The 14289-nt window shown below is 60.5% G+C and carries 16 protein-coding genes; 6 read left to right on the plus strand and 10 right to left on the minus strand.

Annotated features, from left to right (window positions below):
* Window positions 1-101: 101 nt before the first annotated feature.
* Window positions 102-317 carry a ribosome modulation factor gene (rmf, locus tag BB029_RS32470; RefSeq protein ID WP_002553055.1) on the plus strand — a complete coding sequence of 72 codons (216 nt, stop codon included), beginning with the start codon at window positions 102-104 and terminating at the stop codon, window positions 315-317.
* Window positions 318-548: 231 nt separating this feature from the next.
* On the opposite strand, the gene BB029_RS21230 is transcribed toward rmf, so the two are convergent.
* From BB029_RS21230 to sctC, 5 genes are all read right to left on the minus strand, one after another.
* Entirely contained in the window at window positions 549-1571 is a 1023-nt protein-coding gene (locus tag BB029_RS21230) for a quinone-dependent dihydroorotate dehydrogenase (protein ID WP_065940670.1), read from the minus strand.
* An 85-nt stretch (window positions 1572-1656) separates the two neighbouring features.
* Window positions 1657-2118 carry a transglycosylase SLT domain-containing protein gene (locus BB029_RS21235; RefSeq protein WP_065940671.1) on the minus strand — a complete coding sequence of 154 codons (462 nt, stop codon included), beginning with the start codon at window positions 2116-2118 and terminating at the stop codon, window positions 1657-1659.
* Window positions 2111-2509 carry a winged helix-turn-helix domain-containing protein gene (locus tag BB029_RS32475; RefSeq protein WP_083236463.1) on the minus strand — a complete coding sequence of 133 codons (399 nt, stop codon included), beginning with the start codon at window positions 2507-2509 and terminating at the stop codon, window positions 2111-2113. The genes BB029_RS21235 and BB029_RS32475 overlap by 8 nt, the downstream gene beginning before the upstream one ends.
* A 153-nt stretch (window positions 2510-2662) precedes the next feature.
* A complete protein-coding gene (locus BB029_RS21245; protein WP_305881724.1) occupies window positions 2663-2902 on the minus strand; it encodes a FliM/FliN family flagellar motor switch protein in 240 nt (79 codons plus the stop codon).
* Window positions 2903-4297, minus strand: a complete 1395-nt coding sequence (sctC, locus tag BB029_RS21250; protein WP_065940726.1) for a type III secretion system outer membrane ring subunit SctC — start codon at window positions 4295-4297, stop codon at window positions 2903-2905. It abuts the gene before it with no gap.
* A 306-nt stretch (window positions 4298-4603) separates the two neighbouring features.
* Between sctC and BB029_RS21255 the strand changes: the two genes are divergently transcribed.
* The 5 genes from BB029_RS21255 to cobA all read left to right on the plus strand — a co-directional run bounded on the left by BB029_RS21255 (window position 4604) and on the right by cobA (window position 10299).
* Window positions 4604-5830, plus strand: coding sequence for a CmpA/NrtA family ABC transporter substrate-binding protein (locus BB029_RS21255; RefSeq protein ID WP_065940674.1), 1227 nt, complete (start codon window positions 4604-4606; stop codon window positions 5828-5830).
* Between the two features lie 13 nt (window positions 5831-5843).
* Window positions 5844-6419, plus strand: a complete 576-nt coding sequence (locus BB029_RS21260; protein WP_065940675.1) for an ANTAR domain-containing response regulator — start codon at window positions 5844-5846, stop codon at window positions 6417-6419.
* 229 nt (window positions 6420-6648) lie between these two features.
* The gene (locus tag BB029_RS21265; RefSeq protein ID WP_027603689.1) at window positions 6649-7860 is read left to right on the plus strand and encodes a NarK/NasA family nitrate transporter; all 1212 of its coding nucleotides are present in this window, start codon (window positions 6649-6651) and stop codon (window positions 7858-7860) included.
* The gene (locus tag BB029_RS21270; RefSeq protein WP_065940676.1) at window positions 7860-9530 is read left to right on the plus strand and encodes a bifunctional protein-serine/threonine kinase/phosphatase; all 1671 of its coding nucleotides are present in this window, start codon (window positions 7860-7862) and stop codon (window positions 9528-9530) included. Before BB029_RS21265 ends, BB029_RS21270 begins: the two co-directional genes overlap by 1 nt.
* 25 nt (window positions 9531-9555) lie before the next feature.
* The gene (gene cobA / locus BB029_RS21275; RefSeq protein WP_065940677.1) at window positions 9556-10299 is read left to right on the plus strand and encodes a uroporphyrinogen-III C-methyltransferase; all 744 of its coding nucleotides are present in this window, start codon (window positions 9556-9558) and stop codon (window positions 10297-10299) included.
* A gap of 58 nt (window positions 10300-10357) precedes the next feature.
* On the opposite strand, the gene BB029_RS21280 is transcribed toward cobA, so the two are convergent.
* The 5 genes from BB029_RS21280 to BB029_RS21300 form a co-directional block, all read right to left on the minus strand.
* A complete protein-coding gene (locus BB029_RS21280; protein WP_065940678.1) occupies window positions 10358-11338 on the minus strand; it encodes an OmpA family protein in 981 nt (326 codons plus the stop codon).
* A 107-nt stretch (window positions 11339-11445) separates the two neighbouring features.
* Complete coding sequence (gene sigX, locus BB029_RS21285; RefSeq protein ID WP_010208495.1) at window positions 11446-12036, minus strand: RNA polymerase sigma factor SigX; 591 nt, start codon at window positions 12034-12036, stop codon at window positions 11446-11448.
* Window positions 12037-12123: 87 nt separating this feature from the next.
* Window positions 12124-12948: a mechanosensitive ion channel domain-containing protein gene (locus tag BB029_RS21290; RefSeq protein WP_003175519.1), complete on the minus strand. Its 825-nt coding sequence runs from the start codon at window positions 12946-12948 to the stop codon at window positions 12124-12126.
* 2 nt (window positions 12949-12950) lie between these two features.
* Window positions 12951-13196 (minus strand): hypothetical protein, encoded by a 246-nt coding sequence (locus BB029_RS21295; RefSeq protein WP_015885347.1) that lies wholly within the window; start codon window positions 13194-13196, stop codon window positions 12951-12953.
* 86 nt (window positions 13197-13282) lie between these two features.
* Window positions 13283-14278, minus strand: a complete 996-nt coding sequence (locus BB029_RS21300; RefSeq protein ID WP_027603685.1) for a zinc transporter ZntB — start codon at window positions 14276-14278, stop codon at window positions 13283-13285.
* Between the last annotated feature and the right edge of the window lie 11 nt (window positions 14279-14289).

Genomic DNA, 14289 nt, shown 5'->3' on the forward strand with positions numbered 1-14289 from the left:
CGCCACGCCGGCAGCGAGCCCACCAACGGCAGAAAAACTCTGCCCGGCCTCAGACGAGGCCGAAGGATATCAAGACAGTCAACAAGTGAGGGAAACACCCTATGAGAAGACTTAAGCGTGATCCGTTGGAAAGAGCATTTTTACGCGGATATCAATATGGCGTTCATGGCAAATCCCGTGAGCTTTGCCCATTTACTCTACCGTCGGTACGCCAAGCCTGGATCAACGGCTGGCGAGAAGGACGCGGCGACAACTGGGACGGTATGACTGGCACTGCGGGAATCCACAGACTCAACGAACTTCACGCCGTCGGCTAATCAAGGGCATTTAATTCCGACACCACCTCGAATATGTAGCGACTTAACCACGCACGCCCTATCCAGGCGGCGGGCTTCGGCCCAGGGGCTCCTCTTAAGGAGCCCTTTTTATTGGCCTGAGCATAATGAGGACTACCGCATGAGCGAGATTGCTCGCGAAGAACCCGAGGGCGCCGCGTTAAACCAGATGCGCCGCGCTATCGTTGACGTTCTTCGCGAGCAAGCTCGCTCCTACACGCGCAAGGCCGCAATCGCATCCACTGACTGGCGGATCAGCGCCGGGCCTTTATAAATAAAACCCGAGTACAACTGCACCAGGCTGGCGCCCGCAGCGATCTTCTCGGCGGCATGCTTACCTTCGGTAATGCCGCCCACCGCGATGATCGGCAAACGCCCGGCCAACTCAGCGGCCAGCACCTTGACGATATGGGTGCTCTTGTCACGCACTGGCGCACCCGACAGGCCACCCGCTTCATCGCCATGGGCCAACCCTTCGACGCCGACACGGCTGAGGGTGGTGTTGGTCGCGATGACCGCATCCATGCCCGCATCCACCAGGGCCTGGGCCACCAGCACGGTTTCTTCGTCAGTCATATCCGGGGCGATCTTGATTGCCAGCGGCACACGCTTGCCATGGCGCACGGCCAGGTCTTCCTGGCGTTGGCGCAGGGCTTCGAGCAATTGCTTGAGCGAATCGCCGAACTGCAGGCTGCGCAGGCCCGGGGTGTTGGGCGAGCTGACGTTGACGGTGACATAGCTGGCGTGGGCGTAGACCTTGTCCAGGCAGATCAGGTAGTCATCCACTGCGCGCTCGACCGGCGTGTCGAAGTTCTTGCCGATATTGATACCGAGGATGCCCTTGTACTTTGCGGCCTCGACGCGCGACAGCAGATGATCGACACCCAGGTTGTTGAACCCCATGCGATTGATGATCGCCTCGGCTTCCGGCAGACGGAAGATACGCGGCTTGGGGTTACCCGGTTGCGGTCGCGGCGTCACGGTGCCGATCTCCACAAAACCGAAACCCAGCTGCGCGAAGCCATCGATGGCCGCACCGTTCTTGTCCAGGCCGGCGGCCAGTCCGACCGGGTTGGGGAAGTCGAGCCCCATCACCGACACCGGCATTTTCGCCGGCGCCTTGCATACCAGGCCATTGAGCCCCAGGCGGCCACCGGCGCCGATCAGGTCCAGGGACAGATCGTGGGAGGTTTCCGGGGAGAGTTTGAACAACAGCTGGCGGGCCAGGGTATACATGGGCGGGCTAGACTCGGATGGCGGCGGAAGGTGGCGGCGATTATAGCGGGGTGGCGGGGTGCACGCGAGGCGCGCCGCCCAAACGTCAGTAGCGTTGCTGTACCAGGGTCTCATAACGTGCCCAGATTTTTTCTGCATAGCGCATGCGCAACGCATCGCGCTCAGGGCCGGAGCCGGGCCCGACATTGTAGGACCCCACCGCCGTCCAGTTGTAGCCAAAGCGCTGGATAAACTCGGCCAGTATGGAGGCCCCGACTTCCACCGACAGGCAGGGTTCACTCAACAGCCTTTCCTCAGTGATACCCAGCTTGAGCAGACGAGGTAAATGGATACTGTTGATCTGCATCAGGCCGATATCCCGTGTGCCATTACCGTTGGCGTAGTTCATCGCATCCGGGCGAAAATCCGACTCCACGGCAGCGATAGCCTGTAGCAATTCCGGTTCGATATCGTAGCGGCGGGCAGTTTCCTCCCAGCAATAGGCCAGTGCCTGATTGCCGCTCGTCACCAGGCCAAGCCACAGCAGCCTGCGCCAGAACTTAGCCATGACTGACTTGGCCACAGGCCGAACACACATGCTGCCGGGTATCCATAGGCCCGCGCCCATGGCGCTCAGCCTTCACCGGGCAGGTAAAGCGATACCCGCGACCATAGATGGTCTTGATAAAGCCTTTGTCAGCGCCAAGATGCTTGCGCAGCGAATAAATGCAACGGGTCAGCGACTCCTCGGCGACCTCCCCCTGAGGCCAGACCAACTCCAGCAAGCGGTCCTTGGTCATCAGTACACCGCCAGAGACCAGCAGCAGCCGCAAAACATGCAGCTCCTTGGGTGGCAACTGGACATCGCTGCCGTCTCCGGTCAAGCGACCATCGCCATGCAGCGTCCACCGGGAAAAGAGCAGGGAAGTCGCCGTCAATTCATCATTAACGACGGCCATATCTACCTCGACATCCGACTACTGACATTGAAGCCCTTATTTTCCAGTACTGGCCCTTGCGCCCACATCACGACTATAAAAAACCGCCTTGCAGGCCACGCTAGGAAAAAACCCATACAGCCAACGATTTTTAGCAACACCCTGTAAGACACTTCACCCATACACATCAGGCGCTCCCCTTTTATAGACCTCGTGCAACTCAACGCCCAACCGATCCTCCAGTTGTACCAACTCGCCCAATGCGAGCAACCGGCCATTAACCCGAACTTCCACGCAGTGGATGATGCCGGGCGACAATGGCAACACCTTCCCAGGAGCAAAGGCGGCCAGGCGCCTGCGGCTGATCAGTTGTTCCTGTAGAAGAATTTCCAAATGCATGGGGCAACGCCTTATTCACGGAGAACCATCGCGACCCGGGCGTACGAACGCACGTTGCACGCGCTCGTATTGCGCCGCACTCAACGGTGGCGGGCCAACGCCAGTGGCCAACGTTTTCATCTCGCCTCCCACGGCCCGGGCCTCAATCACAAACAGGCGAACCTTGGCCGGGCCAGCTGAAACGGTGCTGCGTCCCGACTCATGTGCCTCACGGCTGAACGCTCCCAGCCACAGGCGCTTACCCTGCGGCACCCTTGCTACGCTGCTGACACTCACCCGGCCGACCGCGGTCGCTTTGCCGCCCCGCCCCGCCTGGTTCAATTGTCGACCATCCTCGACATGGAGCAGCATCTCGATCTGGTTCCCTTCGGCAAAACGCGGCAGCACGCTGACCTGGGAACCGTATTGCACGGGCTTCCAATCAGCATGGTCGGCTCCGGGAGCTGTCAGGTAGAAGGTGTGGTTATCCTGGAACACGGCCGGCACATTCTCCTGGGTGAGAATCACCGGCAACGTCATCACCCTTGCTCGCCGCCGGCGCTCCAGCGTGGCGATTTGCTCCATCAAGCGGATATCGTCCATCGGTTCCAGAATTCGCGTGGCCTGGGCCTTCGCATCCTTCTCCCGGTCAAAATCCAGCTTTTTCAGTTCATCACGGTCTACGTCCACCATCCATAGCGAGACTTCGATAGAACGCTTGGGGGTGTCCAACTCCGCCACCAGACGCTCGATGAGAGCCAGTTGCGCTGGCTTACCCTTGATCAGCAGGCTATTGGTATCCGGATAGGCACTCACAACCAGGCTCTTGTCGGCCAACGCTCCCTTCTGTTCAGAGCCCAACAGGGTTTCGATCGTCGATGCGATGCCCGGCACCGTGACCTTTTCGTTGCCCATGGCGTACCCTCGGTCTGCCACATGGGTGTTGAGTACCTGAACCACAGCAAACGCCTGGTTGCCTATGTGCAATCCAGCACGCTCGCGATCCATCAACTGGGCCAGACGCAAGACCTGGTCGACATAATGGGGTGGCCCGGACACATGGAATGTCCGCGCCCCGCTCACGCGCAGGGGATAACGCGTTTCATCAAGTCCCGAGCGGCGCATGAAGCCACGAAACCTGTCGACCGATATATGCCGCAATACCACCACCAAGCTTTTCGCCTCGTTGACGGCGTAGAGGTAGAGCGCCTGCCCATCGCCGTACCAGATCAAGCCGTATTGCTGTGAAAGCATCTCCAGGGCCTGTTGCGGCATATCGAGGTCAATGACCTCGCTGATGCGTATGCGCGCCACTTCACTGCTCACGACGATGGGCAGGCCCATCGGCACGGACAAGGCGGTAAAGACGGTATGCAGGCTCTCGTCCCGTGCCTGGTAGGTCTGGCCCTGGGCATCGACACTTCCCAGCATCAGCGCGGCAAACAGCAGCCAGAGACAGGCAGTGGTTACGGAAAAATGAGCGTACACCTTGGATTTCCTGGGCAGCCTGGCAGTAAGAAGCGGCCATACTGAGAGGCCGCCCAATTTCAATCTTGATGAAAAGTTGACGGCTGGCGGTGCCCATCGGCCCGTGGCATGTGCCTTGCTAAGGACTCTGTATCAAGGCGCGCACCAACGGCGGAGCGGGCTTACGGACAAAGGCGTCGTTACCCGCAATGGCCTTGCATCGCCATCTGAGGGAACGACGCTTTTTTGTGAAAGAAAAGGTAGGTGTTGATGAACGATTCGGTTGGCAACAGCCCGACGAACGACCCACTGGCCTGGGTCAACGGCAGTGACGCCCCGGAAAAGAGCAGCCTTGACCTGGGCTTCATGGCCTTGAGCGATTGCGCATCCCTGGTGGTGGCAGCGACCCAGGGCTTCGCCCAGCCGTATGGCTTGACCCTCAACCTCAAGCGCCAATCTTCATGGGCCAACCTGCGGGACAAACTGGTCAGCGGCGAGTTGGACGCCGCCCACAGCCTGTACGGGTTGGTGTACGCAGTGCACTTGGGCATCGGCGGTGTCGCGCCCACCGACATGGCAGTCTTGATGGGGCTGAACCAGAACGGCCAAAGCATCAACCTGTCCCGCAGCCTGCAACAGCAGGGCGTGATCACTCCTGAGGCGCTGGACCGCCACGTGCACCAAAGCCGAACAAAACTGACTTTCGCCCAGACCTTTCCCACGGGCACTCACGCCATGTGGTTGTACTACTGGCTGGCGAGCCAAGGCATTCATCCGCTACAGGATGTGGACAGCGTCGTGGTACCGCCCCCGCAAATGCTCGCGCACCTGCAGGCCGGGCGTATCGATGGCTTTTGCGTCGGCGAGCCCTGGTGCGCCAGTGCCGTCAAGCAACACCAGGGCTTTACCCTGGCGACCAGCCAGGCGATCTGGCCGAACCATCCGGAAAAGGTGCTCGGCTGCACCCAGGCGTTTGTCGACCAGTACCCCAACACCGCCCGCGTGTTGGTGATGGCGATCCTGGAGGCCAGCCGCTTTATCGAGCAAAACACCGAAAACCGCCGCTCCACCGCACAATTGCTCAGCGGCCGCGAGTACCTCGATGCCCCGCTCGACTGCATCGAACCCCGCTTGCTGGGCACCTATGACGACGGCCTGGGCAACCAGTGGCAGGACCCGCACGCCCTGCGTTTTTTTGCCGATGGCGAGGTCAACCTGCCCTACCTCTGCGATGGCATGTGGTTCATGACCCAGTTCCGACGCTGGGGCCTGCTGCGCGAAGACCCTGACTACCTCGGCGTTGCGCGCCAAGTGCAACAGCTGGCGCTGTATCGCCAAGCCGCCGAGGCACTGGGCCTCAGCGACAACGGCCAGGACACGCGCAGCAGCCAACTGATCGACGGCAAGATCTGGGACGGCTCGGACCCCGCCGGCTACGCGCGCAGCTTCCGCCTGCATGCCATGGTCGACCCTACCAGCCGCCAAGCCTTGCGCTGACAGGAGGATGTCCATGCTGCGAATCCTGTTGATCAACGACACGCCGCGCAAAGTCGGCCGCCTGCGGGCAGCATTGATCGAGGCTGGCTTTGAAGTGATCGATGAGTCCGGCCTGACCATCGACCTCCCTGCGCGCGTCGAAACGGTGCGCCCGGACGTCATCCTGATCGATACCGAGTCACCGGGCCGCGATGTGATGGAGCAAGTGGTGCTGGTCAGCCGCGACCAGCCCCGGCCCATCGTGATGTTTACCGACGAGCACGACCCCGACGTGATGCGCCAGGCCATCAAGTCCGGGGTCAGCGCCTATATCGTCGAAGGCATTCAGGCGCAGCGCCTGCAACCGATCCTCGACGTGGCCATGGCTCGCTTCGAGAGCGACCAAGCCTTGCGCGCCCAGCTCCAGGCCCGTGACCAGCAGTTGGCCGAGCGCAAGCGCATTGAGTTGGCCAAGGGCATGCTGATGAAAATGAAGGCCTGCAATGAAGAAGAGGCCTACACCCTGATGCGCCGCCAGGCCATGAGCCGCCAGCAGAAACTGATCCAGGTGGCGGAGCAGATCATCGCCATGAGTGAACTGCTCGGCTGAGCACCCTACGGCCAGCAGGTTGGCGCAGGACTTGCTAAGTAATCACCACAGGTAACCAACGGCGGTTGCCCCTTCACGACAAAGACGTCGCACACCCGGTTTGCCCTTGCGAACCCGGTGGCGGCGTTTTTTCGTTTTGGCCCCGGTAGCACGGGGCCGGTGGGGCGGCCTCAGCCGGCGGCTCCATCACCAGGCCTTCTTACAAGACTCCCAACCGTTGAGGTGCGTGATGAAATCAAGCTTCTGGAAATCCGGGCACACCCCGACCCTGTTTGCCGCGTTCCTGTATTTCGACCTGAGTTTCATGGTCTGGTATTTGTTGGGCCCCCTGGCGGTGCAGATTGCTGCCGACCTGCACCTGACCACCCAACAACGCGGCCTCATGGTGGCGACGCCGATCCTGGCCGGCGCGGTGCTGCGCTTCCTGATGGGCATGCTGGCGGACAAGCTGTCGCCCAAGACCGCCGGGCTGATTGGCCAGGTGATTGTGATTGTCGCCTTGTTCAGCGCCTGGAAACTGGGGATTCACAGCTACGAACAAGCCTTGTTGCTGGGACTGTTCCTCGGCATGGCCGGCGCATCCTTTGCGGTGGCACTGCCGCTGGCGTCCCAATGGTACCCGGCCGAACACCAGGGCAAGGCCATGGGCATCGCCGGTGCCGGTAACTCGGGCACGGTGTTCGCGGCGTTGCTGGCCCCGGTGCTGGCGGCGGCGTTTGGCTGGAGCAATGTGTTTGGCTTTGCGCTGATTCCGCTGATCCTGACGCTGATCGTCTTCGCCTGGCTGGCACGCAATGCACCCGAGCGGCCGAAAGCCAAGTCCATGGCCGATTACTTCAAGGCCCTGGGCGACCGCGACAGCTGGTGGTTCATGTTTTTCTACAGCGTGACCTTCGGCGGCTTTATCGGCCTGGCCAGCGCCCTGCCCGGCTATTTCAACGACCAATACGGCCTGAGCCCCATGACTGCCGGCTACTACACCGCCGCCTGCGTGTTCGGTGGCAGCCTGATGCGCCCACTGGGCGGTGCCCTGGCCGACCGTTTCGGCGGGATCCGCACCCTGCTCGGCATGTACAGTGTCGCGGCGATCTGCATAGCGGCAGTGGGTTTCAACCTGCCCAGTTCCTACGCGGCACTGGCGCTCTTCGTCTGCACCATGCTCGGTCTGGGTGCGGGCAATGGCGCGGTGTTCCAGTTGGTGCCACAGCGTTTCCGGCGTGAGATCGGTGTGATGACCGGCTTGATCGGCATGGCCGGCGGCATCGGCGGTTTCGCCCTGGCCGCGGGCATGGGCGCGATCAAGCAGAGCACCGGCAGCTATCAACTGGCCTTGTGGCTGTTCGCCAGCCTGGGCGTACTGGCCTGGTTCGGCCTGCATGGCGTCAAGCGTCGCTGGAGAACCACCTGGGGTTCGGCCGCAGTGACCGCTGCGCGCGTCTGATGAGCCTGCAACTGAGCGTCGCCCAGGCCAGCGCCATCGGCCCACGGGCGGAAAACCAGGATGCGCTGCGGGTCGTCACCCCCGCAGCGGAACTGGCGGCGAGCAAAGGTTACCTGTGCGCCATGGCCGACGGTGTGAGCCAGTGCGCCGACGGCGGCCTGGCCGCACGCTCGACTTTGCAAGCCCTGGCCCTGGATTACTACGCCACGCCACAAACCTGGGGTGTAGCGCAGGCAATGGAGCGTTTGCTGCTGGCGCAAAACCGCTGGTTGCAGGCCAATGGCGGCGGCCAGCCGTTGCTGACCACCCTCAGTGCCCTGGTCTTTCGCGGCCAGCGTTTCACCCTGGCCCATGTCGGTGATTGCCGGGCGTATCGCTGGCTGGACGGTGAGTTGCAGCGCATCAGCGAAGACCATGTGTGGGAACAGCCGGGCATGCAGCACGTACTCAAGCGTGCCCTTGGCCTGGATCAGCACCTGGTGCTGGATTTTCTCGACGGTCAATTGCGTGAAGGTGAGTGCTTCCTGCTGCTCAGCGACGGCGTCTGGGCCACCCTGGGCGATCACAGCATCAGCGCGATCCTGCGCGAACAAACCGACCTGGACCTGGCGGTCACCACGCTGGTCAATGCCGCACACCTGGCGGGCAGCCAGGACAATGCCAGCGCCTTGCTGGTGCGCGTCGACACGCTGGGCGCCGCCACCCTCGGCGACGCCCTGGTGCAATTGCAGCAATGGCCCTTGCCACCGCTGCTGAAATCCGGGCAACGCTTTGAAGGCTGGCAGGTGGACAGCGTACTGGCGCAAAGCAGGCAGTCATTGCTGTACCGGGTGCGCGATGCCCAACAGCAACCCTGGCTGCTGAAAACCTTGCCACTGAGCCGCGACGACGACAGCGACGCCGGCCAGGCATTACTGTCGGAAGAATGGTTTTTGCGACGGGTAGCCGGGCGTGCCTTTCCTGAGGTGCACGCCGCCAGCGGGCGCCAGCACTTGTACTACGTCATGCGTGAATACCCGGGGCAGACCCTGGCCGAGCTGTTCCAGCACCAGGGCCCATTGCCCCTGGCGCAATGGCAGTCCGTTGCCGAGCGTTTGCTGCGCGCAGTCGGCATGCTGCATCGACGGCAGATCCTGCACCGCGACATCAAGCCGGAAAACCTGCTGCTGGGGGATGACGGTGAATTGCGCGTGCTGGATTTCGGCCTGGCCTACTGCCCCGGTCTTTCCGAGGACCGTGCCCACGCACTGCCCGGCACCCCGAGCTTTATCGCGCCCGAAGCGTTCAATGGCGACCGTCCGACAGCCCAGCAGGATTTGTACAGCATAGGCGTCACCTTGTATTACCTGTTGACCGGGCATTACCCCTACGGGGAAATCGAAGCCTTCCAACGGCCTCGATTTGCCCAGGCTGTCAGCGCCAGCCGCTATCGCCCGGACCTCCCCGATTGGCTCCCCCTGAGCCTGGAGCGGGCCGTGGCTGCCCAGCCGGCGCATCGCTATGAAACCGCCGAGGAATGGCTGCTGGTGCTGGAACAGGCGGACCGCCATGAACTGAGCATCCGCCCCAGGCCCCTGCTGGAGCGCGAACCGTTGAAGGTCTGGCGCACCTTGGGCCTGGTCTCGATGCTGATCAATCTGATTCTTCTGTATTCACTCTTTCACAACTGACGTCAGCTCTAGACGAGGAAAACCCATGAACGCAAAAGTCTGGCTGGTGGGCGCGGGCCCTGGCGATCCGGAGCTGTTGACCCTCAAGGCTGTACGGGCCCTGCACGAAGCCGATGTGGTACTGATCGATGACTTGGTCAACCCCTCGGTGCTGGAGCACTGCGCCGAAGCACGGGTGATCACGGTCGGCAAACGCGGCGGCTGCCGCTCGACCCCGCAGGACTTTATCCACCGCCTGATGCTGCGTTACGCCCGCCAAGGCAAGTGCGTAGTGCGGCTGAAAGGGGGTGACCCGTGCATTTTCGGCAGAGGTGGCGAAGAAGCCGTGTGGCTGCGCGAACGCGGCGTCGAGGTAGAGTTGGTCAACGGGATCACCGCCGGGCTGGCGGGGGCAACGAATTGCGCGATTCCACTGACGCTGCGTGGCGTCAGCCGTGGTGTGACCCTGGTCACGGCCCATACCCAGGACGACAGCAGCCTTAATTGGCGCGCGTTGGCCGAGGGCGGGACGACATTGGTGGTGTATATGGGAGTGGCCAAGCTGGAGGAGATTCGCCAGCAATTGCTCGAAGGCGGGATGGCGACAGATATGCCGGTGGCAATGATCGAAAACGCCTCATTGCCCCAACAGCGCGAATGCCGCAGTGAGCTGTCGCGGATGCATGAAGACGCACAGGCATTTGCCTTGAAGAGCCCGGCGATTCTGGTGATCGGCCATGTTGCGGCCGCCGAGCAGACGGCTTATGTCGCTGCCGCAGTCAGCGCCTGAGGCAAATTCCAGGCGAAAAAAACCCGGCCGAAGCCGGGTTTTTTCTACATCTCAGTAATTACTGAGCGGTAGCTTCAACCGACGCTTCTACGCGACGGTTAACAGCACGACCAGCTTCAGTTGCGTTGTCAGCAACTGGGCGGGATTCGCCGTAACCTACTGCGGTGATGCGGCTAGGAGCCACGCCGTCTTTAACCAGGACTTGCTTAACAGCGTCAGCACGACGCTGGGACAGCTTCTGGTTGTAGGCATCTGGACCTACGGAGTCAGTGTGACCAGCAACTTCTACGTTGGTAGCTGGGTACTGAGCCATGAAGTCGGCCAGGTTTTTCACGTCGCCGTAGCTGTTAGGCTTAACAACGGACTTGTCGAAGTCGAACTTGACGTCCAGCTCAACACGAACAACCTGAGCAACTGGAGCTTCTGGCTCTGGAGTTGGCTCTGGAGCTGGTGCTGGGGTAGGAGCTGGAGCAACTGCGCCAGCGTTACCGCCAAAGTTCACGCCCAGGCCAACCAGTGCGGAGTAGTCCCACTTGCCGTTGTCCAGACCGTAGTCAGCTTCAACACCGGCACGAGCGTACAGGTTGTTGGTGAAGTAGTACTTCACGCCGGTACCAACGGTAGCGAAGGTAGTCTGGTCGCGACCGCTGTGGCCGTCAGCCTGAACGTTGGTACGGCTCTGGTGACCGAAGCCGCCTTCTACGTATGGACGCAGGCTGTCTACGCCAGCTTGACCGAAGTGATACTGGGCAACCAGGCTGCCGGTATCGCCTTTGATCTTCTGGTTACCAGTACCGTCGTTCGAACGGGTGTGGTTGGTCTTGTCGTAGGACAGGTTCAAGGACAGGTCGTCGGTCAGGAAGTAACCGATGCGAGCGCCAGGATTGAAGCCGTCTTCGATGTGCTTGACGCTATCGTTGTACTGCTTCTTGTAGAACAGCTCGCCTTCAACTGCGCCTTGGCCTTGTGCCAGAACGCCGAAAGAAGTAGCGGCAATAAGAGAACCAATGGCCAAGCCCAAGGTGTTTTTCAGTTTCATCCGTTAAATCCCCATCTGGTGATTGTAAAGCAGTCCCACAAACCGGGGGACAACTCGGCGACAAGTCTAACAGAACTTGCCTACACGTAAGAGATATTTGCCACGCACTAAGTTTCAGTCTCGCCCGCAAATTTCTCACGTAATTTATCTAGAGCACGCTTGTAACGCATTTTTGTAGCACTCAAACCCATGTGCATGATGTCAGCGATTTCCTGGAATTCCAGCTCTGCGACAAATCGTAGCACCAGAATTTCCCGGTCAATCGGGTTCACATACACCAGCCAGCGATCGAGTCCGCCCTTCTCCTCGGGTGCCGGCGCCTTTTCTTCAGACGCCTCCTCAAGGGGGTCCAGACTCAAAGCGTCCATCAAGCGACGCTTTCGCCGTTCCTTCCGATACTGCGTGATGCACTCGTTGTAGGTGATGCTGTACAGCCACGTCTTGAACTTCGATTTGCCCTCGAAGTTCTTCAGGCCGTACAGCACCTTGAGCATCACTTCCTGACAGACATCATCCGCATCTCTATCGTTCCCTAAATACCTTGAACAAACGTTGAACAGAGTGCGTTGATATCTGCGCATCAATTCTTCATACGCGCGAGTTACGTGAAACAGCTCCGTGTGCGAGCGCGCGACCAACTCCTCATCAGAGAGCTCACGGGGGTCATAGCGCGTGGACAGCGTTTGGGCTTTATTCAAAACAAGTCGTGCCGACAGTCAGGTCAATGTCCACTACAGCCCGGTCAGCCAGGCTTGCGGCGGCGTACATTAGCAGGGTTTACCGGGTTAGCGGCTACTGACCTGCTGCTCGAGGAGAATCCGATTGGACAGCGACACCAGGTCGCCGTCATCGGTCAGCACCGTCGTCTTGACTGTGCCGATCTCCTCGATTTGCCCTTCGACCTCGCCCACACGCACCTGTTGCCCAACCTGATACAACTCACGCACATAGATTCCCGCGAGAATCTGGCCGGCAATTTCCCGGCTTCCCAAGCCCATGGCCAGCGCAACGGCCAGACCAACGGTAATCAAAACAATGACGATCACGTGGTTGAGCAGGTCAGTCTTGACCTCCAACTGGCTGATCGCGACCGAAATACTGATGATGATCACCAGCCCCTGGGCGATACGCCCCAGGCCAGCGGCATAGTCCAACCCCACCCCTTCAGCGGCGCCGCGCACCAGCCCATTGGCCAGTTGAGCAAGCAAAACACCTACGAGAAGCACCAACGCGCCGCCGAAAACCTTCGGCAAATACAGCGCCAGCATGTCGAGCGTAGCTGAAACTCGCTCAAGTCCAAGGGATTGCGCCGCAGAAACCAGAAAAATCAGCAAAACAAACCAATAGACGATCTTGCCGATCAACGTGGAGATCGGCACCTGCAACCCGGCGCGGCCCAGCAGCTTGGTCAGGCCGGTGCCGGCCATCAGGCGGTCAAGGCCCAGTTTCGCGAGCAATTTGGACAGCAGGGTGTCGAGCAGCTTGGCTACGACAAAGCCCAGCAACACCAGGACCAGGGCACCAAACAGGTTGGGAATGAAATTCGCCACCTTGGTCCACAATGCGGTCATCGCGGTGACCAGGCTCTGGGTCCAGAGATCAAGTTCCATATTCAATCAGCCTTATCAGCAGTGCGAGCAAGAGGTTTACGACGGGAGACCGGTGATACATGGGCCGAACCGTTGTTCAGGGCCATCATCAACGCCGGCATCCAGCGGCCGAGCAGGCCGAACAGGTCACCCGCGCCCACCTGACGGTTAGCGGTTTTCAATACGCGGCCCAGGCAGGCATCGTCGTCGCGGTTGGACGGCGAGGCATTGAGCATGTCACGCAAAGACTGTTCGAACGGATCGTGCATAAAGACCTCTCGCAAGTGTTTTAAAAGACGAGGGTAAAATTCCTGGGGTCACATAGGACCCTTCCTACGTTCAGGTCATATTCAGCTCAAACCCAGCGCAATCGTCGAAACAACCACCATTGTCCGAGCGCCACCGACACCATCAACAGGCATGCAATCACGAATCCGTAGGGGCTCGCAGAGAACGGTATGCCTCCCACATTTATACCCAGCAAACCGGTCAGGAAACTCATCGGCAGGAAGATTCCCGTGATGATCCCGAAGCGGTACATGGTGCGGTTCATGCGCACGCTCAAGCGCCGGTCTTCGGCCTCAAGCACAAGCCCCACGCGCTCCCGGGTCAATTCGAGCTCTTCCAGGTAGCGCGTCAGGCTGTTGTTCAATTCGTTCCAGTAGTCGGCATCGTCGTCACAGAACCACGGCAATTTTATCCGCGTGAGCTGGGCAAAAATATCCCGCTGCGGCGACAGGAAACGCTTGAGCCCGGCCGCTCGGCGACGGATCTGCAAAACACTGCCATGTTCAGGTGTATACCGTTCGTCGGTATCGAGTTTTTCTTCCTCAGCGTCGACGATTTCCGACAAATCCGTGACCAGATCCTGGACCTTGTTGGTCAAGTACTGCGCCATATAAAGGATGAGCTCCGAAGCGGTTTTCGGCCCCTTGCCATCCGCCAACTGCACCAGCAGTTCATCGGTGGCGCGCAACGGGCGCAGACGCAGGGAGATCACACGGCTGGCGGCAGCGAAGATACGTACCGAGACCATGTCTTCCGGCTCGGCCCCCGGGTTGAGGTTGACCCCGCGCAGGAACAGCAGCAACTCGGCATCCGGCAGCGGCAACAGGCGTGGGCGGGTGTTCTCCTCCAGCAGCAGGTCGCAGGCGAATTCGCTCAAGCCACTGGATTTGCGCAGCCAGGTCTGGGTCTGGGGATGGCTGCGATCCCAGTGCAGCCACAGGCTTTCCTGGGGCTGCAGTTGCAAGTCGTCGAGCTCAGTCCGGGCAATCGAACGCGCACCGCCTTTACCGTCCAGCACCAGGGCATGCACCAGCCCCCACTGCGCGTTTTCTTCCTCGAACATCCTCACCCCTG

It is taken from the genome of Pseudomonas sp. S3E12, assembly GCF_001702295.1.
In the GTDB taxonomy this organism is placed as follows: Bacteria; Pseudomonadota; Gammaproteobacteria; order Pseudomonadales; family Pseudomonadaceae; genus Aquipseudomonas; species Aquipseudomonas marginalis.